Origin of the sequence: Methanosarcina sediminis (genome assembly GCF_052056915.1) — an archaeon.
Taxonomy (GTDB): Archaea; Halobacteriota; Methanosarcinia; order Methanosarcinales; family Methanosarcinaceae; genus MTP4.
On sequence record NZ_CP195119.1, the window covers coordinates 2,478,849 to 2,498,623 of the forward strand.

The 19,775-nt window shown below is 47.3% G+C and carries 19 protein-coding genes; 8 read left to right on the plus strand and 11 right to left on the minus strand.

Annotated elements, in window-relative coordinates; genetic code table 11:
* Positions 1 to 852 precede the first annotated feature (852 nt).
* The gene (gene mtbA, locus ACSAZK_RS10670) at positions 853 to 1,872 is read right to left on the minus strand and encodes a methylcobamide:CoM methyltransferase MtbA (RefSeq protein WP_440954121.1); all 1,020 of its coding nucleotides are present in this window, start codon (positions 1,870 to 1,872) and stop codon (positions 853 to 855) included.
* A 749-nt stretch (positions 1,873 to 2,621) separates the two neighbouring features.
* On the opposite strand from mtbA, the gene ACSAZK_RS10675 reads away from it, so the two are divergent.
* Both ACSAZK_RS10675 and ACSAZK_RS10680 read left to right on the plus strand, forming a co-directional pair.
* Positions 2,622 to 4,250 carry a methylamine methyltransferase corrinoid protein reductive activase gene (locus ACSAZK_RS10675; RefSeq protein WP_440954122.1) on the plus strand — a complete coding sequence of 543 codons (1,629 nt, stop codon included), beginning with the start codon at positions 2,622 to 2,624 and terminating at the stop codon, positions 4,248 to 4,250.
* 86 nt (positions 4,251 to 4,336) lie between these two features.
* Positions 4,337 to 4,441 (plus strand): 4Fe-4S binding protein, encoded by a 105-nt coding sequence (locus ACSAZK_RS10680; RefSeq protein ID WP_440956999.1) that lies wholly within the window; start codon positions 4,337 to 4,339, stop codon positions 4,439 to 4,441.
* Positions 4,442 to 4,823: 382 nt separating this feature from the next.
* Here ACSAZK_RS10680 and pylD read toward each other — a convergent pair whose 3' ends face one another.
* From pylD to ACSAZK_RS10705, 5 genes are all read right to left on the minus strand, one after another.
* On the minus strand, positions 4,824 to 5,603 hold the full coding sequence (gene pylD, locus ACSAZK_RS10685) for a 3-methylornithyl-N6-L-lysine dehydrogenase PylD (RefSeq protein ID WP_440954123.1): 780 nt from the start codon (positions 5,601 to 5,603) through the stop codon (positions 4,824 to 4,826).
* 255 nt (positions 5,604 to 5,858) lie between these two features.
* Positions 5,859 to 7,058, minus strand: a complete 1,200-nt coding sequence (gene pylC / locus ACSAZK_RS10690; RefSeq protein ID WP_440954124.1) for a 3-methylornithine--L-lysine ligase PylC — start codon at positions 7,056 to 7,058, stop codon at positions 5,859 to 5,861.
* A 1-nt stretch (position 7,059) separates the two neighbouring features.
* Complete coding sequence (gene pylB, locus ACSAZK_RS10695) at positions 7,060 to 8,112, minus strand: methylornithine synthase PylB (protein WP_440954125.1); 1,053 nt, start codon at positions 8,110 to 8,112, stop codon at positions 7,060 to 7,062.
* A 98-nt stretch (positions 8,113 to 8,210) separates the two neighbouring features.
* Positions 8,211 to 9,659 (minus strand): pyrrolysine--tRNA(Pyl) ligase, encoded by a 1,449-nt coding sequence (gene pylS / locus ACSAZK_RS10700; protein WP_440954126.1) that lies wholly within the window; start codon positions 9,657 to 9,659, stop codon positions 8,211 to 8,213.
* Positions 9,660 to 10,311: 652 nt separating this feature from the next.
* The gene (locus ACSAZK_RS10705) at positions 10,312 to 11,028 is read right to left on the minus strand and encodes a hypothetical protein (protein WP_440954127.1); all 717 of its coding nucleotides are present in this window, start codon (positions 11,026 to 11,028) and stop codon (positions 10,312 to 10,314) included.
* 188 nt (positions 11,029 to 11,216) lie between these two features.
* On the opposite strand from ACSAZK_RS10705, the gene ACSAZK_RS10710 reads away from it, so the two are divergent.
* The 3 genes from ACSAZK_RS10710 to ACSAZK_RS10720 all read left to right on the plus strand — a co-directional run bounded on the left by ACSAZK_RS10710 (position 11,217) and on the right by ACSAZK_RS10720 (position 13,402).
* Complete coding sequence (locus ACSAZK_RS10710; protein ID WP_440954128.1) at positions 11,217 to 11,711, plus strand: DUF134 domain-containing protein; 495 nt, start codon at positions 11,217 to 11,219, stop codon at positions 11,709 to 11,711.
* 85 nt (positions 11,712 to 11,796) lie between these two features.
* On the plus strand, positions 11,797 to 12,198 hold the full coding sequence (locus ACSAZK_RS10715) for a DUF5320 domain-containing protein (protein ID WP_440954129.1): 402 nt from the start codon (positions 11,797 to 11,799) through the stop codon (positions 12,196 to 12,198).
* Between the two features lie 220 nt (positions 12,199 to 12,418).
* Positions 12,419 to 13,402 carry a radical SAM protein gene (locus ACSAZK_RS10720; RefSeq protein ID WP_440954130.1) on the plus strand — a complete coding sequence of 328 codons (984 nt, stop codon included), beginning with the start codon at positions 12,419 to 12,421 and terminating at the stop codon, positions 13,400 to 13,402.
* A 141-nt stretch (positions 13,403 to 13,543) separates the two neighbouring features.
* Here the strand turns inward: ACSAZK_RS10720 and ACSAZK_RS10725 are convergent, their stop codons facing one another.
* From ACSAZK_RS10725 to ACSAZK_RS10735, 3 genes are all read right to left on the minus strand, one after another.
* The gene (locus tag ACSAZK_RS10725) at positions 13,544 to 14,062 is read right to left on the minus strand and encodes a ferritin (RefSeq protein ID WP_440954131.1); all 519 of its coding nucleotides are present in this window, start codon (positions 14,060 to 14,062) and stop codon (positions 13,544 to 13,546) included.
* A gap of 389 nt (positions 14,063 to 14,451) precedes the next feature.
* Positions 14,452 to 14,943 (minus strand): ferritin, encoded by a 492-nt coding sequence (locus ACSAZK_RS10730; protein WP_440954132.1) that lies wholly within the window; start codon positions 14,941 to 14,943, stop codon positions 14,452 to 14,454.
* An 83-nt stretch (positions 14,944 to 15,026) separates the two neighbouring features.
* Complete coding sequence (locus tag ACSAZK_RS10735) at positions 15,027 to 15,479, minus strand: universal stress protein (RefSeq protein ID WP_048181959.1); 453 nt, start codon at positions 15,477 to 15,479, stop codon at positions 15,027 to 15,029.
* Positions 15,480 to 15,687: 208 nt separating this feature from the next.
* Here ACSAZK_RS10735 and ACSAZK_RS10740 point away from each other — a divergent pair, with 208 nt between their 5' ends.
* Complete coding sequence (locus tag ACSAZK_RS10740) at positions 15,688 to 16,677, plus strand: DUF7490 domain-containing protein (RefSeq protein ID WP_440954133.1); 990 nt, start codon at positions 15,688 to 15,690, stop codon at positions 16,675 to 16,677.
* Positions 16,674 to 16,940 carry a hypothetical protein gene (locus ACSAZK_RS10745; RefSeq protein ID WP_440954134.1) on the plus strand — a complete coding sequence of 89 codons (267 nt, stop codon included), beginning with the start codon at positions 16,674 to 16,676 and terminating at the stop codon, positions 16,938 to 16,940. The genes ACSAZK_RS10740 and ACSAZK_RS10745 overlap by 4 nt, the downstream gene beginning before the upstream one ends.
* A gap of 96 nt (positions 16,941 to 17,036) precedes the next feature.
* Here the strand turns inward: ACSAZK_RS10745 and ACSAZK_RS10750 are convergent, their stop codons facing one another.
* Both ACSAZK_RS10750 and ACSAZK_RS10755 read right to left on the minus strand, forming a co-directional pair.
* Positions 17,037 to 17,696: a TfuA-related McrA-glycine thioamidation protein gene (locus tag ACSAZK_RS10750; protein WP_440954135.1), complete on the minus strand. Its 660-nt coding sequence runs from the start codon at positions 17,694 to 17,696 to the stop codon at positions 17,037 to 17,039.
* Between the two features lie 151 nt (positions 17,697 to 17,847).
* Complete coding sequence (locus ACSAZK_RS10755; RefSeq protein WP_440954136.1) at positions 17,848 to 19,122, minus strand: YcaO-related McrA-glycine thioamidation protein; 1,275 nt, start codon at positions 19,120 to 19,122, stop codon at positions 17,848 to 17,850.
* Between the two features lie 214 nt (positions 19,123 to 19,336).
* On the opposite strand from ACSAZK_RS10755, the gene ACSAZK_RS10760 reads away from it, so the two are divergent.
* Positions 19,337 to 19,561, plus strand: a complete 225-nt coding sequence (locus ACSAZK_RS10760) for a YgaP family membrane protein (RefSeq protein WP_440954137.1) — start codon at positions 19,337 to 19,339, stop codon at positions 19,559 to 19,561.
* Positions 19,562 to 19,775: the final 214 nt, after the last annotated feature.

Below are 19,775 nucleotides of genomic sequence, written 5' to 3' on the forward strand. Positions count from 1 at the left end.
TTTTACATTGGTTTTCTGGATACTCTTATCCTATATTTTCTACCTGTTTATGTCCTAAAAGGATAAACTAACAGGTTGCTTGATATATCCCAACTATATCGTTGCCCTGTAATCGCTCTCTAGCTCAAAAGCAATTACTTATGTTAAACATTAGTCTTCTACTATATAAACGGATACTATATTTGAAAATATTATAACACAAAATATTTTTTTAATCTTTTTTGTGCTAAATGTTCAGGTGAAAACCTTCCTATTTTTTGTCTGGACAAGCTCTGAAACTAACTAAACTGTAAGTTAAAACAAAAATTATTTATATTATATCTCTCAGGCTTCGTTTTTAGCCTTATCTGTATGCCTGCCTGAACACTAGTTAAACACTAACTAGAAGCATAATCCATTTAATGCGGTCCCAGGACTCGTCACAGAACAACCTCCGTATATTTCCGATTTGACATCTTGATTTTCAAGATCAATGTCGCCAATCAAAGTTATAAAAAATAATAAGTTGCATATGTTATTTCTTTGTGCGTACTTAATTGGCATTAAATGGATATGTATAAATAGGAGTTTATTTCCCCTTCCGGCGGGAGGGGGTATGTGGAAGTTGAAAACCGCAAGCTCCAGCAGAAGCTTTCGCAAAAGTAGCTGAGAATTCATTTTCTCAGAGAATCCATTTCTCAGAGAATCCATTTCTCAGAGAATCCATTTCTCAGAGGATCTGTTTTTCTTAGAAAAATTCGATTTTTTCAAATGCAACTTTTTCTCAAAACGGTCTTAAAATGCCTTTCCCTGCAAATTTAAAAAAAGGTGTCGGCTTCAGAGCCGACATTACATTTTTTCAGTTCAGTTTATTCAGTATTTGTAGTTGATGGTACACTCGACCATCTTCTGAAGGTTGGCGGTAGGGGTCATGCTGACAATCCCGCAGCCAGGGGCAAGCAGTCCGACTCCTGCGTCGAGAACCTTCTTGGATTCTTCGGCGACGGTTTCTGGAGTGCCGTTCCAGAGGGTTGCTACAGGGTCGAGGTTTCCGATAATGAGTGTGTTTTCAACGTTGCCCTTTGCGGTTGCGATGTCGACTCTCTGGTCCACGCTGATTCCTTCCACGCCGGTCTTTTCCATGATTGCAAGCCCGTTGGTGGTGTTGCCGCAGATGTGGAGGACGGAGGCTACATCGAGTTCCTTCATTGCATCCACGAGCCTCTTCTGGTAGGGGAGGGCGAATTTCTCGTAGAATTCTCCGCCGATGAGTTCGTAGCTTGCGGTGGGGTCAATGATGGCCAGGGTGTCTGCCCCGTTTTCGACCATTGCCTTTGCGTATGCTACGTTGAAGTCAGCGCAGAAGTCAAGGAGCTCGGCGACAATGGGTTCCCCTGTGAAAAGGTTCCCGAACCAGGCATCTCCGTTGATATGCTGGGCAAGGGAGAAAGGACCGATCATGGATCCGATGATCGGGAGTTCTTTCCCGTATTTTTCACTGAGGATCTTGACTGCTTCGAGGACCTTGGATACCCTGCCTTCGTCAAGGCTATAGTCCCTGATCTTGTCGAGGTCTTCCAGGTTCTTTACGCTGTGCTTGATGACCGAAGGCTGTTGCTTGTGGTCGCCAGCTTTGATGCCGCAACCGAAGAGCTCAGCTTCGGCGGTAATGTCAAAAGGTACTCTCACAGCTTCAAAACCGATTACTGTGTGCCCAGCTTCCGCAAGAGTTGCCATTTTCTCTGCGTCTTCATGGGCTTCAGGCCAGTGGGCTCCGCAAGCTTCCATCTGCTCAACAGTTGCCGTCTGTGTGAAGCAGGCGGAAGGCATTCTGTCAACTGGCTGCTTCCTTAATGCACGATATAACCTTTCTTTCGGTGTGTATTCTGTCATTTATTTTCCCTCTCTCTAGTATAAGAACAGCGACTAATATCAAAAAATCATAGTATAAATAAATATGTATTATTGTACATTGATTAAATGTTATATTATAAATATATGTCAATTTTAATTTCGATTGACCTTAAATTCTCTGAAAACAAGTACATTTGTTATATCAGTCTGGTAACTATGGAAAAATTAATGTATATAATGATTTGCTGGCTTAACTAATGACCGAGGCATGCAGGCATAAATATAAAATAAAATTGAATTGAAATAGTTAATTGAACAGTATCTAAAATTGGAAAACTCTAATGGAAAACTAATTGGAAAACTCTAATGGAAAACTCTAATGGAAAACTAATTGGAAAACTCTAATTAAAAAATCGAATTGGTAAGGTTTTGAATATTTGTTTGAAGCTTCAGGTCCAATTAGAAAAGTTCTCGGAACAAAAAGGCTTTTCATTAATGGAAAGGGAATTGCGATAAAGAGCTTAATAATTATCAAGGACTGAAAGCAAGGACTGAAAGCAAGGGCTGAAAGCAAAATCATGTCGGTATACTAACAGGTATACTAACAGGTATACTAATATATACTATCGGTTATATAAATGAAGGACCATATATGTTAAACCTTGCTGTTTCAGTATTCGAATTTGAATTCTTTCCCTTCTTATTTCCAATCCTTTAAGGGGTAATCCAGAGTGCCGGATGCCTCGAAATCATGCACACTTCGGGAAAACATTGAGGAGAATAAAAAAATGTACGGCATAGCACTTGATTTGGGTACGAGCGGTTTTCGAGCACAGCTTATTGAGCTTGAAACGAAAGAAACCATTAAAACGGTTATTACCATGGGGCACCCCCTGCCCGGTGGAAATGTCATGGATCACCTTGACTTTGCGATCTCAACCGGAGAGGATGTGGCCCATGCGGTGATACTGGAAACCATCAGGAGAATGTTCCTTAAATTCGATATTGACTTCTCCGAAGTAGAGCGGCTGGCTGTTTGTGGAAACCCTATCCAGCTTTCCCTTTTCCAGAACATAGAAATCAGGGACCTTGCATACGCCGGAGAAAACAAGCAGAAAAAGCTGGGCGTGGAAAATGTAAAAAGAGACGCCCGTGTGTTCCCTGCTTCCGAGCTCTTTAAAGACCTGGATATGCCGAACTGCGAAGTTATCGTCCCTCCTGCAATCAAGCATGAGATCGGGGCAGACGCCCTGGCAATGATGCTTGAAACTGACTTCCTGAACCAGACTAAACCTGCTCTTGTTACTGATTACGGGACAAATGCCGAGATGGCCCTGAAGATCGGGGAGCGGATAATCACGGCAAGTGCAGCTGCCGGTCCTGCAATTGAAGGACAGGGAATAAGCTGCGGGATGCTCGCAAGCCCCGGAGCGATCTGCGATGTAAAGCCCGAAGGGGAGTACTGGAGGATTATTGTCCTTGACAAGGAGATGGAAAAAAGGGACGCTTATCTCATTAATCCTCTCACCGGGGACATAAAGGAGTTCTACGGCTACGAAGCTGTGGGCATAACGGGCACCGGTGTGATCTCGGCTTTTGCCCTGGCGCTGAAAAGTGGGCTCATCGAAAAGTCTCCGTCCCTTCCAAACGGCAGACTGGCCCTTGGCCCTGATATCGAAATCACCGAAAAGGATGTGGAAGAAGCCGGAAAAGCAATTGGGGCAATCAGAGCAGCCCACCTTACCCTTATCGTGGACTCCGGCATCAAGTATGAAGACCTGGAATACGCTTACATGTCCGGAGCCTCCGGGGCTTATGCGGATGCTGAAGATGCCCGCCAGCTCGGGGCCGCCCCTGGCTTTGCAAAGAATATAGTTCAGTTTGGGAACACTTCCCTTGCCCTTGCCCGTGAACTGGTAATGGACAGGTCCAGGCTCGAAGACGTTATTAAGATTGCCAAAAGGATTACTGCCGACCACCTCATGATGGCAACCAGCGAAACCTTCAACAACTTCTATCTCTGCGAACTCTCCTACTGGACCCAGGGCATGCCCCTCGAAATGTACAACCAGATGCTCGAAATGTACGGCATCCCCATCCTCCCCGAAACCCTGGAACACGCCTCAATCGAACGCCGGGTCAGCAAAGACATCGAAGAAGTAGGAGCAGAAGGCCTTGCCATCCTCAAAGAAATCGGTATTGTCCTCGAAGTCCCCGTGAGCAAGTGCATCTACTGCCACAAATGCGAAAAAGAATGCCCCGAAAAAGCCATCGAAATCATCGAAGACGCCGAAGGCAACCGGACAGCCAGATACGACAGCCAGAAATGCCTGGGCACAAGCTGCCGGCGCTGCGTAAACATCTGCCCCGAAGGTGCTATCGAGATGTCCCACCTCCAGATCAAGGCGGCAAAATAAGTTAGTGGGAGCTTACTTCCACAATCTTTTCATTTTCTTATAGCCAGTCCTCTTGAGGGAGCGTAGCGACCGAAAAGGACCGCGCACTGCAGAGCCGCAACTCTGCTGGCACAAGCTGCCGGCGCTGCGTAAACATCTGCCCCGAAGGTGCCATCGAGATGTCCAACCTTCAGATCAAGGAAGCAAAATAAGTTTTTTCATGGATTGGCCTCCAATTTGAGGTCCTTCTTCTTACCTTTTGTTTTTCGTATGCGGATCCAAACTTTTTCCTAACCTTTTCAATCTTCTTTTGAGCGAAGCTCTGCATAGCTAATAGGATCGCACAATGTTTGCACTTGCAGTACAACTGAATGAAAAATAATCGATTTTTCCGGTGCCTGGCTACAGTTTGGCTTTTTTTTAAATATTTAGTCCTCTTGAACGAACGGAGTGAGCGAAAAGGACGCGTGCTGTTGCACTTACAGTGCAACTCCCAGAAAATCTCCGATTTTCTGTGATCCCGAAGCGCAACTCGGGAAGTGCAACTCGGGAAGTGCAACTCGGGATGCTCAACTCGGGAAGTGCAACCCGGGCTTACAGGACCGAATACAGCATTGATGCGGTCCCTATCCCCAGGGGTTCCATCAAAAGATCCACGTTGTATTTTTCCTGGAGTTCCCTGGAAAGGCCGCAGGGGATTCCGGGGGTTGAAACCAGGCATTTTTCTGCGAGCACGTTTTCGGGGATTGTGTCCGCACAGGGGGTCGCTTCAAAAATCATGGAGAACTTTTTGGGGGTTTTGAGGTCAAAGGGGGTGATCCCCAGTTTGAAGATAGCCTTTTTCATGAGGCTTTTTTCGGGGTCGTAGGCGTAAACATTGAAGCCCTTATTCACGAGGTGTCTGGCTCCGGGGAAACCGACTCTCCCGAGCCCGACTACCAGCACGTCCTTTGAATCGGCGTATCGGTACCTGGATACGATATCCGCATAGATGATGCCGGTGCAGGGCTGGTTGTTTGCTATTTTTCCGTTTGTGAGGTTGTGGGCCAGGTAAGTATGGTCGTCTGCCATAAGGATGATTTCCGCTCCGCTTTCCACGGCTTCATAGTAACCGCTCACGTCAGGCATTTCCGTCACAAAACTGTCAAACCTGAAGTAATCCGCAATTACTTTCAATGAGTCTGAGAAGTTGCCTATAACCCCATTTCCTGAAGTCACGGGAACAATGCCCACTGATTCATAGTGGGGGGATGTCCCGTAGAGGTCTTTGCAGACCTCTTTCACATTAAGCCTTGTTACCTTGCTGACGGCAGTATCGGCTCTTTCAAGCTGCTTTTTAATATTTTCCAGATCTTCCGGAGTTAAAAGTGCCATTTTTTCCCTCTCTTAAGTTTCAATTTAGATTTGGGTGCCATTTTAAAATCAAATTTTAATTATTTATGATAAATATTTCTATTTATGTTAACAGGGTCAATCTTATTATTTGTAGCAACTACTATTCATTTTGGGGGGTCTCAAACCCGGTTACAGGTTGCTGGATAGTTTTGTGAACATAGTATATTTCGCATGAAGTTATGATTTATTCTGTGCTCATAAACCGCCATTTCTGTTTTCTGAAACCTGAGAACCTCAACTTTTGACCGTAATCCTGCTTTTGTGGTAACTCTTCGGGTAACTCTCATAAACAGTACTGTCAACAAGCGGGGAATATGCAATTGCTCCGAAGTCTTCTTCAAGAATCGAAATTCCTCTTCTTCTCACGGACTCCGTTTCTTCCCTGTCGGGAGCCCGGGCAATCAGGGTAAACACGGGGTTTTCTCCCCTGCACGCAAAGATCTCAAGACCCGGTTCGCTGTAGTATTCGCCGTATTCACTGCCTTCGGACAGGAACTGTTCTCCGGCAGGGTGAAGGGTGCACTCTCCGTTTTCTTCTTTCTTCAGCAGAAGGTGTTCGAAACTGCAGTAGTCGTTCTTAGGAAGTTCCTCGAGCTTCTTAATCTGCTTCATCTCCTTGATCCCGCCTTCAAAGGCTCGTACCAGGAGTTCCACAAGGTTGATTCCCGAAGAATGGTAAACAACCGTCGGGGTCTGGCTCGGGAAACGGGCATCGATTTCAATGACCTTAAGCCCGCGGGGGCCGGCGATTGCTTCCACGTCCATGATTCCCTTCAAGGAAAGGTTGGCTGCAAGGGAAAGGGATATTTTCCTGAATTCGGGGTCAAAGGAAAGTGGGGTAACCCTGTGGCAGTCGTAGGTCCCGTCGATATGGACCAGGGTTTCCTTCACTACAGCAAAATGCTCCCCGTCCCCTATGACTTCCAGGGAAACAACGTCTCCTTCAACGTATTCTTCTACCAGCATCCCGGGGTCCAGGGTCTGCAGTTCCGCTTCATCATAGATGATCCTGGCTCCAAGGCTGCTGCTTTCACAGGGGGGTTTTACAAAATAGGGAGGTTCTGCCGGGCTGTCAAGAGGAGTGGGGACTTTGATGGCCGCAAAATATTCCTTGGATTTTTTCTTGTCCCTGCTGATCCCGTAGGCGGCAAAATCAAAAAGGAGAGGGCATGATAGCTTTTCTTTTACCGAGTCCAGGAAATTGATGCATTCGAGGTTTTCGTTCACGGGGATTACGGCATCAACAGTTTTTGAAATCTCTATTAGTTTCTCCGGTTCCCCGGAGATGTCAAAACAGTGGAATTCGTCAACAAAGTTCCGGATAAGGGCTTTCGGATTCCGGTCTACGAGGACCGTCTTCATGTTAGCTTTCTTTGCAAGATACGCAACTTCGAAGCCCTGGAGTTTCCCGCCTATCAGGCAGATAGTTTTCATCCTAGCACCCCAGGATCTTTTCGAAATCAGCCTGAGATGCGGGTTCCATCCCCATACTTTCAAGCCTTAAGATCACGCTTGTGATGCTCCGGTCCCGTTCTTCAAGTTCCCGATCGTAGTTGGCAACACCTTCGAGCCGGGAGTTCGGGGGAAGGATGGATGTTACAATGTTTGCTCCGGCGTTCAGCCGGTAGACCATGCCGTCAATTCCTTCAAGGTCCAGGGAAGCCGGGATCAAGCGGTCGGGGAACATGAGCCTCTCAACTGCTATGATCTTCAGCTCGGAAAGGTTTGAGCTATCCTGGAAATCGGCAAGTGGGGTCCCCTCCTGGGGAAGAAATGTCATGACCCTCACCATATCGGGGTTATTCGCTTCCATGCCCCTGAGGGACGTGATGGTCGATTCAATATCGTTTCCCACTCCTGTCAGGAGCCCGTCTTCTATGCAGTAGCCGTTTTCTTTTGCGAAAAGCCGGGAACCTACCCTGCCGTCAAAGGACTGGCCTACCCGGAGTTTTGCATAGAGTTCCTGATCATAGGTTTCCTGGTACAGGGCAAGGAAGTTGGCACCGTTCTTTTTCAGTTTGATGAGGGTGGAATTGTCCATCACTCCGGGAGACACCATTATCGGAAGGCCCAGTTCCTCTTTTACGGTGCGTACCATCTCCACGAAACGGTCAGGTTCGTCGTGGTAGTAAGGGTCTTCCCCCATGGTCAGGTCAACCATGTGGAAGCCAAGCCCTTTGAGCGCCTTGCAGGTATCTCTTACCTCTTCCGGGGTTAGGCGGTAGCGGTTGATTTCGTTTTTACAGTTGTAGTAGCAAAAAGTACACTGGTTTTTGCAGTATGTCGAAAAATATATGAAACAGTTCAGGAAGACCCTGTTCCCGAAGAAATGGTCCCTGACCTTTCGCGCTACGTAGTAAAGCTTCTCAAGTTCTTCTTCCGATCCGAGGGAGAGAAGAGCTCTCAGTTCGTCGTCTGATAAACGGTAGCCTTCAATTATTTTTTCCCCGAACCTGTCCAGTTCATTGTTCGCCATTTTCTGAAACAAAAATTTCACCCTCTCATTTTCAAATAAACTTTTAACCGGGAGTTTTGCCATTACAGATCTTTGCCATTACAGATCTTTGCCATTACAGATCTTTGCCATTACAGGTTTGTGGAAATCCCGTTGTAGTACGATTCTGATCTGGATGCTCTTTTGATGTTCTTGAAATCGTGCCTGACCTTCAGGAGGCGCTCGAGCCCGAATCCTGCTCCTATCCAGGGCTTGCTAATACCCCAGTCCCGGTCCATCGGGACAGGGCCGACAACTGCCGAGGAAAGCTCCAGGTCCCCGTGCATGACGTCGAGAGTATCCCCGTAGACCATGCAGGAATCCCCTATGATCTCGAAGTCTATTTCCATGAAGTCCAGGAATTCTGTGATCAGCGCCTCGAGGTTCTCCCGGGTGCAGCCTGCGCCCATCTGGCAGAAGTTCAGCATGGTGAACTCTTCCAGGTGTTCTTTTCCGTCGGACTCTTTCCGGTAGCAGGGCCCTATTTCGAAAATCTTGATCGGGTCTGGCAGGGCCCTGTCGAATTTGCGCAGGTAGTTGTAGAGGTTCGGGGCAAGCATGGGTCTCAGGCAGAGTTTTTTGTCTATCCTGAAGACCTGTTTGGAAAGTTCGGTGTCGTTGTCAATTCCCATACGTTCTATGTATTCCGCAGGAATAAGGATCGGAGACTTGATTTCAATGAAACCTCTGTCCACAAAGAATTTCGTGATATCGCGTTCGAGTTTCCCCAAGTAGTGTTCCCGCTCTTCGGCATACATGCGTTGAAGGTCTTTTCTCCTCCTGGAAACCAGCTCTGATTCCAGCTTCCTGAATGGCGTGCTCCCATCCAGGGAAATTTCATCTGCCGGGCTCAACAGGGCTTCGAGTCTCCCTCTCTGGCTCAGGGTGAGGGCCGGGGACGGAGCGGGGGCTGGTGAAGTCGTCTTTGTGGCTACAACTGAAGAAGGCGCTGAAGCGGACCGGTTCAATGAAGATGCAGCCGAAGACGTTGCGGATACGACCTTGCCTGGAGTGGGTGCAGCAGGTGCCGCGGATGCCATTGCAGATTCAGAAGGATTCGGAGCAGACGCAGCAGATGCCACGGATACCATTGCAGATTCAGAAGGATTCGGTGTAGATGCAGCAGACACAGCCGAAGCCGGTTCAGGTGCAGCAGGAGCTGTTGCCTGAGGGCCACCTGGGTTTTCAAGAATTTTGGGAGCCCTTGCAACGGATTTGGGTTTTGCTTTCCTGGCTCTCGGAGCAGAGACTACCCTGACCTTTACACTGCTTTTGTCCTCGGTGGTTTTTGTGAGGAAACGGTTAATATCTTCATCCGAGACCTTGCAGTGCTTGCAGGTTTTTCTGTATTTGTGGTGCCTGAGCGCCCGGGCTGTGCGGCTGCTGCGGGAGTTGTTCACGATAAGCTGGTCTCCGCACTCCATTTCTATATAGAGTTTCCTTCGGGAGACTTCATAGTGCTTGACTTTATGAAGCAGTCCGGTTCTGGACATCCAGACCCCGGCAGCAGATACGAGAGAATCGAGTGGTTTTTTCTCCATAGTGTTACCCCGTGATGAGTTTAAGATCAGGTGGATTTCCTAAAAGTAGCGTTCAAGAACCCCGGCTTACAAAACATAAGCACGGAATCAGCAAAGTATGCCAAAAGCAGCAAAATATGCTGGAAAATACCCGGAAAGACTCAGAAATTATTCCCGTATCCTGGAAAAAATTTCAGCGGAATGCCATGTAAGTGCCATTCCGGGATTCAAAAACGTGGCGGAAACCCCGGGAATCTAACCCGGCTGAACGGATTTAGAGTCCATTCGATCTACATGATCAGGTTTCCTCCTTGTAATAAAATAGACTGGCTAAAATATTTGTTTTTGTATAGTGGTAGCTTAATTGTTATAAATTAAATATTATCATTTTGTATATATGGTTATTGGTATAATCTGCAAAAAAGTCTAATGTTAATATATATTTTTCGAATTGTGATGAACAAAACGGAATTAAAAAAGTAAAAGAGCTGTAAGGACAAAAGTCCATTAAAATGCAGGAGCGAAGCAGAGGGTAAGCCGAAAAAGAAAGCAGGAATTTTTTCTTTTTACTTCTTTTCTTTTTAATTTTTTTTATTTTTTCCCTTTCTTTCTTATATATTTTTTCTTTCTCGGTTTTCTCTTCATTTTTCTCTGTTTTTCTCCTCTCTTTTGTTCAGGCCTCATTATAAAGCCCGAGGGTGATAAGTGTCAGGGAAGTAGCGTTTATATCATCTTCTTTGTTTCCCCAGGCCCCGTTTTCGTGGACATTTTCGAGGAGCCAGCGGATAGAATCTTCAATTTCGTTTTTGAAACCTGCAAGGACCAGGGCCTGGACTGCCAGGTTGCTGGTGGATATATGCTTCCAACCGCCGTCCGGTTCTCTCTTTGAAAGGACCCACTCCGCACGTTCCCGGATAAAAGCCCGGAACTCTGTGCTTTTTGCCAGGGTGTCTTGCTTTTGAAGGGCTGTGATGATCAGGGAGGTGGTGCCCACCTGTTCCCAGGAAGGGCCGTAGTTTTCGTACAGCCAGCGGCATCCTTCGCGGTCTTTTACCTCCATGTCCGCAAGGGCTGCCAGGACATAGGCAGTATCATAAACTTCTTCGTTCCAGGAACTCCCGCTTTTTTTGCTCAGGAGCCATTTTTCAGAGGCTGTGAAAACAATCCCTTCGGTCGCAAGAGCCGCACAGGCTCGGGAGGTTTCCCTGACCGAATCGTTCCATGAAGCCTCTTCCTTTTCATGGATGAGGCGGGTGATGTAGGGGTTCGGACGCTTCCAGACAGCACGGGCCGAAAGGGCTCGGGAAAGTTCCTTCAAGGAACTTATCTGCTGTTGGGAAAGCCATTTGAAGCTTTTTTTTACAATATCGAGTTCCAGGTCGCCTAACATTTAACTGTGCTTTTCAGGCTTCATATATTAAAACCTGACTGAGCCAGGACCTGACTTAACCAGGAACTTATTTAATCGAGATCTTACCGGGCCAAAATCTGGCTTAAACAATACCCTTTTGCGCCAAAACCTGGCTGTGGCAGAGTTAATACAAAGCTATATATTGGAGTTTTGCATTATTATGCATAATGGTGCGTCCAAGGAAAAGACGGATGGTGGATTTCGAACATGGTTTGAGGCATTTCAAACCGGAGGGGGACAGTCCCGAGCCCCCTGAAGAGGTCAGGTTAACCATCGACGAACTGGAAACCATGAGGCTCAGCTACCTGGAAAAACTGAGCCAGAGTGATGCCGCGGCTCTCATGCAGATTCATCAGTCCACTTTCCAAAGGACCCTTAAAAAAACACTTGAAAAAATTACCGATGCTTTTGTCAATGGCAAAGCGATCAGGATTGAAGGAGGAGATTACAGGATGCCAGGTAAAGACGGAACAGGTCCTGCAGGCCAGGGCCCGGTTGGTGGACAGGGTCGTGGACAGGGTAGAGGTCGAGGAGGTCGTTTTGGCGGCCCTGAAGGAAACTGTGTATGCCCTGCTTGCGGGCACGAAGCTCCCCATACTCCGGGAGTGCCCTGCAGCCAGATGAAATGTGAGAAGTGCGGAAGTCCTATGGTCAGGAAGTAATTGCGTAGGCGAAAATTGATTTTCAAACTTGATTATTAAAATTTTACAATAAACTTAAAACCATAAATTAAGGAGTTAAGAAACAATGCCAGGTGGAGACAGAACAGGCCCTATGGGCCAGGGATCAAAGACAGGAAGGGCTATGGGTTACTGCTCGGGCAGTGATGCCCCGGGTTATACGATAGGAGTTCCTGCAGGTTCAGGGCGGGGCGCTGGCCGCGGAGCCGAAGTCGGTATGGTCCGCGGTGCAGGCCGTGGAGGAGGTCGGGGTTTCAGGTGCAGACGAATCCCCGGTTTCGGAAGAGGTGGAGGGTTTGCTGCCAGGGGGGACTACCCCGGATATTACTATCCAGCACCTGCTCAGTCCAGGACCGAATCAGATGTCAATTTACTTGAGAACCGGATAAGCTCTCTGAAACAGGAACTTGAGACCCTCACGAAAAGTTTGAAGGGAATTCGGGCTCAAGGAATTGATGAAAAGGAATGAGTTCAGTAACAAGTTCAGTAACAAGTTCAGTAACAAGTTCAGTAACAAGTTCAGTAACAAGTTCAGTAATGAGTCTATAAATGAGTTCTGAATTCATTCATAACTTAGTTTTAAAAAATGAATTTCGGGCTGGAAAATGGAGAGATTTCCTGCTGGATTTTCCGCTAAATTCCCCGTTTTTTCAGGTCCTGATCTTTTTTGTGAAAGGAAGAGTTAAAAAATGAAGTCAAGAATCGTATACGGCCCACTTCTTTCCAGAAGGCTCGGCAGGTCTCTCGGAGTCGATGTGATTAAAAACACCGGTTCGAAAAAGAACTGCAACTATGACTGCATCTACTGCCAGCTCGGGCATGTGGAAAAGAAGCTTAGAGGGCCGGAAGCTGTGCAGGGAGGGGTGACTCCCGGGGAAGTTGTCGAAAGCCTGCAAAACTTCCATAAAAATGTTGAGGATCTGGACTACATCACTTTTTCCGGCACCTGTGAACCGAGCCTTAACCTAACGCTTGGGGAAATGATCCGGGAAATCAGGAAAGTAAGCGAAATTCCGGTCTGCGTTATTACGAATTCTTCCCTTGCCGGAAGGCCCGATGTCCGGGAAAACCTTGCCGAAGCCGATCTTGTGGTGGCAACCTTTGTCTCCGGAAACGAAGATACCTGGAAGAAAATTCACAGGCCCGACCCGGAGATAAAACTTGAGGAGGTCCTCGAAGGGCTCAGGAAACTTGCAAAAATGGAGTCCGGGCCAAAACTTGCCCTCGAAGTCATGCTGCTCGAACGTGCCGACGGCAGCCCCCTGAACAGTACTGAGGAGGAAGTCGAAGCCCTGATTGAAGCGATAAAGTACATTGCCCCCGATGAAATCGAAATCCTTACAGTCAGCCGCCCGCCTGCGGAAGCTTATGTTGTCCCTGTCCCGGAAGAGAAGCTCAGGGAGATTGCGGAAAGGTTTGTGTCAGAGTTCGGGAAGGAAAAAGTCAGGCTTGTCCTGAAAGGCCTGAAGAAAAAGCGTTCGAAGGTAAGCCACCAGAACCTGGAAGAAGAAGTCTATGCCCTGCTCCTGAGAAGGCCCTGTACTTTTGAGCAGGTGGAAAAAGCCCTTGATATTGATTCCGGGGGCCTGCACCTGATTATCGAAAAGCTTCTCAAGGCCGGAAAAATAGTTGAGGTCGGCTCTTCCGGTGAAGAGTATTACAAGGCAAGTTGAATTAGGCAAATTTATTTTTTTGAATCATGTTTTATTTTCCGGGGAAGGTCCTGTTTTTGCCCTTTGCCTTTTGCTCTTCCCCGATTTATTCAGACTTGAAAAAAGAAAAAAGTAATTAAGTGCCAGAAATGTGCTGGCTCTTCACGCATTCCCCTGAGTTGCTGGCTGGGGCGGAAGCCTCTGGGCAAGTTCGTTGTCGAGCATGTACAGGGAGTTAATGTTGTCTCCGACAAGCTTCAACTTGGCGATGATGTCGTTGTCGTTTTCTTCTTCTTCGATCTGCTCGTTCACGTACCACTGAAGGAAGGCGTTTGTGGCGTGGTCTTTTTCGGCAATAGCGAGGTCTACAAGTTCGTGAATTGAGCGGGTGATGAACTGTTCGTGCTCCAGGGTCTGAAGGAACATTTCCAGAGGGGTCCCGAATTCCATGGGAGGCTCCTGGATTTCCTTGAGCTTCACGTTTGCACCCTGCCTGTTCAGGTAGTCAAAGAACTTCATTGCGTGGATAGTCTCTTCTTCTACCTGGATCTTGAACCAGTGGGCAAAGCCTGGAAGCCCTTTTGCCGAGCTGTAAGCCGACATTGCAAGGTAGAGATAGGACGAGTACATTTCTTTGTTAATCTGTTCGTTAATTGCTTCTTCCATCTTTTCATTAAGCATTTTTTTACCCTCACTAACGATTGTTACGTTAAATGACTGCCCCTCTGGCAGGCTGAATCCTCCGCTTCACTCTCTTATGAGTTGAGTCTGCAGCTTTCCACCCAGGTATTTTTTCCTGCCAGTGATATTTGCCTGAACTTCGATAACTCCAATTATTTTGAGTCAGGCAGGGTGCTTTACACCCTTACTTTCTTATAACTTTCAATTTATAGAAGTTTTTTGTAAAATTGAATCTTTTCTAATTTTCCTTCAAAAGTCTGGGTGTCGGATAGATGCAGGATAAGTGCATGACAGATTCCGGGCAGATGCAGGATAAGAAGTTCCAGCCATTGAGGCTTGCAGAGGTCTGAAAAAATGTGTGTAAAAAAATATGTGTAAAAAAGAAGGGGTTAATGCCCCCTCTTTCCGAGATCGCTATCAATAACAAGCAGAGCTGCCCCGTCCTCTCCTGCAAGTTTCAGCTTTGCGATGATGGCGTTGTCGTTAGCTTCTTCTTCTACCTGTTCTTCCACAAACCACTGCAGGAAGATGCTTGTGGCATAGTCCTTTTCTGCTACTGCCAGTTCGAGGAGTTCCCGGATTAAGCGGGTGACGAACTGTTCATGGGCAAGGGTTTTTTCAAACATTTCCAGGAGCGTCCCGAACTCCGTGGGAGGTTTCTCAATTGCCTCCAGTTCCACACGGGCTCCCTGTTCAACGAGGTATTTGTAGATCTTGTCCGCATGTTCCATTTCTTCTCCGTACTGGACTTTGAACCAGTTTGCAAAGCCTGCAAGCCCTTTGTATGAACAGTACGCGGACATTGCCAGGTACAGGTATGCAGAATACATTTCTTTGTTAATCTGTTCGTTCAGTGCTTTTTGCATCTTTTCATTCAGCATTGGTTTTCCCCCTCACTTTACTCCGTTACTTCACTCCGTTACTTCACCCCGTAACTTTTTCCCTTATCCCGGTTTCTGGTTTTTCAGGAGCCCTTTCCCCGTACAACAAGTACCGGGACCTTTGAGATCCGGACAACTTTTTCGGACACGCTGCCTATCAGGAAGCGTTCGATCCCGCTTTTTCCGAGCGAACCCATAACTACCAGGTCGACCTCGTTCCTTTCCGCAAAATTGACGATTTCTTCTGCGGGATGCCCCTCAAGTAGCACGGCTTCCACCTCAATCCCTGCCTCTTTTGCCTTTTCTTCCACGTATGAGGTGGCTTCCTTTCCCAATTCCCTGAACTGGGTGTACATGGCTTCTTCCCACCTGGGATCTTTCGGAACTGAGGAATAACTTGAGATGTCGATAACGTATGCCGTATGGACTTTTGCCCCGCTCATCCTTGCGATCTCAATCCCGGTATCAGCTGCTTTTTTTGCTCCCACCGAACCGTCGGTCGCAATCAGGATTTTTTTGAAAATTTTTCTCTCCATTATCTGATCCCCCAATGAATTTTCCTCCCTTTTCTAAGCCTTTTATATGCCTTTTTTAATCCCTTTTCTGATTTAATCCCCTTATTTGAATATTGGCGCATCCATATTAATGATTTTCATCCAATAATTCCCGGTGCAGAGCAACAAACTTATTCTGCCAAAAGTAGCATATACTTCTTGTATCTATTTTGAAAGAGGAGGGTAGATTTTGGGTAAAAAGGGAATCAAATCACTCGGAACCCGGTCGTTCAAGATCCTTATTATTATGTCCATTCTCCTGGCTTTCACCTCCGGAAGCGGTTGCCTTCGGAGTTTTGAAGAAGAAAGTTACTACAATATCAGGGACATGGACATCTCTGCAGACCGTGTAGGGACTGCTTTTGTGGACCTAAACGTCACGACTTACGTTGAAAAATATCACGGGGATACGGAGAAAAATACTTCTCTCCTTCTCAAGGCTTACAGCAGGGAGAGCGGGCTCCTTGAGGTGCAGCAGGAAGTGGAACTCGGGGCATTTGAAAACGGGGAAACAAAAGCTGTAAGCCAGGCCCTTAGCCTCCCGAAAACCGGGGGATACGAGCTCCGTTCCGTCCTGTTTGAAGAAAAAACCCGAAAGGTAAGTGGGGAAATCAAAGTGTACAACCTGGACGCCCTGCCCGCCGACCTGGAGGACATTGGGCTTGAGATTTCCGAAATGGACTTTCAGGTAAGGAAGGTCGAAAACGGGAAAGTCCTGATTGAAAACGATATCTACCTGGCAAACGAGGGCAGGGAAACAAGCCAGGACTTCCGGATGCTTGTCAAGGTCCGGGAACTGGATGCCGGGCTTCTGGCCGATAAGGTCTGGACCCGGACAGGAAAAATCAGGCCCCAGACGACGGTCATAAGAAGTGTAAACCTGACAATGCCCGACCAGTACAACTACGCAGTAGAAGTCCTGATCTGGAACAACGATACCATTGTCAAGCGAGGGGAAGATTACATCCAGCTCAGCCCGGAAATCAAGATTAAGGACGAGACCCAAACGGCAGTCAGGAAGATCGAGACAAGCGACTTCGAAAGCAGTGAGGATAGAGAGCCGGTTCCCGAAGAGGAATACCCCATGGAAGAAGAACCCACTCCCGGTTTCGGGCTGTTCCTTTCCGCAGTTCTGATGTGCTTTACAGTGTTTTTGAGGTCCAGGAGGCGGTTTAGATGAATGAGGCAGAAGACATTAAAACAGGGTTGGAAGGGGTAAAAGAGGAAAAAACTTCGGACCTGGGAGATAACTTCAAAAAAGGAGTGTTTCTGATTGCCATGCTGCTCCTGCTTGTGGCAACTTTCAAGCTCTACTTTTCTATCGAACGAATAATTGATGTGTGGTTCGAGCACCAGTACGTCCCCATTTTCAGGGCAGTGTATAACTTTTTAGTCCTGGTAGTGAGCCTGTATATCATCAGGTTGTACATCCTGAGGCGCTGAGTGTATATTCTGAAACGCTGAGACTATCCTGATGTATATCCTGAAACGCTGAATACGTAAAAAGAATTGAAAACAAGGCTGAAAGGGACCTGAATTTCAGGCCTCTTCAAGCAGTTTTTTTACTGTTTCGAGCACCAGGATTGCGTCTTCCCTTTTTACGTCAACTTCTTCGTTTTTGCAAAACTCGAGCAGTGTGTCCCCCTTCTCTTCGGGAACCAGCCCTTTTTTAATTCCTTCTTTTACAAGTCCGAGATAGCTGCGGTCCGGATAGTAGGTATTGATTGCAAGTTCGAGGAGGGAATCATGCTCTTCTCCTGTGACCAGCCCTGCGGCAAGAGCTGCTTTCAGGGTTTCCCTCATATTGACCAGGGGTACGGAAATGGATTCGAAGGTATCCGGGTTTGTGCTTACAGCCACCTCGTCGTCGGATTCGATCACGCCGTCCCTGTACCAGCCGTAGATTTTCCCGACTCCTATCATCCCGTGGGCATCCAGTTCCGAAGCCCTGAGGGCTCCCATGCTCGAGCCGCCCACAACCTTAATCCCGGCGTCCATTGCGGCTATTATCTCCCGGTGCCCTACCGCTGCCCGGTCAAAGAAGATCCCGTCAATAATCCCAATGACTCCGTATCCCTTCTGGATAAACTTTTGAAGCTGGAACCTCTTCACAGGGGGCTGGTAGTTCCCCTTGAGGATTTTCTTTGCTTCTTCATGGGAGATGCTTGAGCCGGCAAAGATAACTGCTTTTGTTTTCATGTCCGTCCCTTGGCCTGGTTTTTTTCACAGTTTTATTTTTTTTCTACAGCTTACTTATTTACGCTTACTTGTCTACAGCTTACTTATTTACGCTTACTTGTCTACAGCTTACTTATTTACGCTTACTTGTCTACAGCTTACTTTCCGCGTATTATCTTCTTTTCCAGGGCCTTTCCCTTCTGTTCCTGGAAGAACCTCTCTTTTTCCCTGCTTTGAGCCTTTTGCCCTGGCGTTCGGGGTCGATTGTAAAGAGTTCAAAGCCCGGAACGATTACCCGGACAACCGGAATCGAGACTTCTTCTCTGGAAAGGTCCACGACAAGCACTCTCTCTACTTTCCCTCTGAGCTTTTCCAGCACCGTGTCGATGCCTTCGGCCGGGCTTGAGGTGGAGAGGTCAGGAACTTCTGAGAGGGAAACATGTTCTCCGTCTTCGAACCAGAACCCATTCAGGCGTTTCATCCTCTCGTACCCGATGTCCCGGATAAAACCTTCCCTTGAGGTATCTTCTCTTGCGCCCTGGATCTGGACGACCCTGGACTGGGCGGCTTCCGTGATGGCCCTGGAAACTGCTATTTCGGGTTTCAGGTGGGAGCCTGCGCCCATGACAAGGAGGGCCGGATCTTTGAGTTTCACGTCGTCTGCGGCAGCAATTACCGTGGGGATTCCGGTATCGCTTGGGACGAGCCAGACTTTGAGGTCAACTCCGTTGTCCTTGAATTTCCGGGCAAGTTCGTATACGTACCCGTCTTCTTCCGTTAACACGATTTCTTTCCCGAGGTTCCGGTTGAACTGGGCCGTGCTGATTGCGTCCCTTTCGATGACTTCGAGAAGCCCGTGGAGGATGGCTTCCTCAAGCACGTTTCCGGAGGCAAGCCCGTTGGTGTTGCTTTTGAAGATTTGCTGGCACATTCCAGGGGGGTTGTAGGGGTGGTAGACCGCGTTTACGTTTACGAGCACGTCTTCCCCGTTGAGCAGGTCGCATGCCCCTACCCATTCGAACATTGCATCCGGCTGGGGAGGCTGGGCCAGGAGGAGGGACTCTGGCTCAACTATGTTGTAGCTTTCGGCGGCTTCTTTGTATGATTCCACCATAACAGGGGAGGAAATATCACTTTTGATATTCGCGTTCAAACCTGCCCGCTCTGCCAGGCAGCGTTCGAAACTTTCCATGATGGCGGAGATCCTGGCTCGCTCTTCGGTCGAACCTTTTCCCGAATATATGGAAATCGCACCCGGGGCCGCACTGGGGCGGATTGAGGAAAAGACCGGGATTCCGAGCCTGTCCAGGTTTGTGATGTCGGCGATTCTCGTCACGCCTATGTTTTTTAACTGGGCTTTTGTTTTTTCCAGGGTTGTGGTTTCATCATACACGCGCTGGCTGCCTTCGATGTATGAGAGAGACCTGTCAATCGTTATCTCGGACATAGTTAGAAACCTTCTCATTTCCTGTTATATAGATTGTGATTTTTTACAGGGTTGAATGTTGCGGGTATTCGCCTTAGCTTAAATGCATTTTCCAGGCTTTATATCCCTTAAATTACATTCTTAATAAGCTTGAAAATAATGAAAACTTGAAAGTAACGATATATAGGGAAGGGTTCTATAAGTATGTTTAAGGGTTTATAAGGGGTTTTGTCTTGTGGATCTTAAGAAACTGCTTCTGGAAGAAAACGTAGGGGGCTTTGACCTGATGTTCAGGGCTCTCATGGGTGTGCTGGGTATCACTGCTCTCGCAATGAACCTTGTGAAAACTTCTCCCTGGAAATGGATAACTGCACTAATTGCTGCTGTAGGGCTTTTCACTTCGATTACACGGCACTGTTCTCCATACCACCTTCTGGGAATCAATACCGCAAAAAAATAATATCAGGTAACGGGACTCGAGTTGAGGAAATCTTGACCTGTTAAGGTCGGGGTTTATGGAGTTCGGCAAAAAACCCTGAAATGAGAGAAAGCAAATCTCTCCTTTCAGGATTTTTTCTTCCTTTATTTTCAAGTATTGTCGCGAAATACGTATTATCATTAAATTATAATATCTAATTTGAATTTTTATAAAATTGAATTTTAATCGGGACACG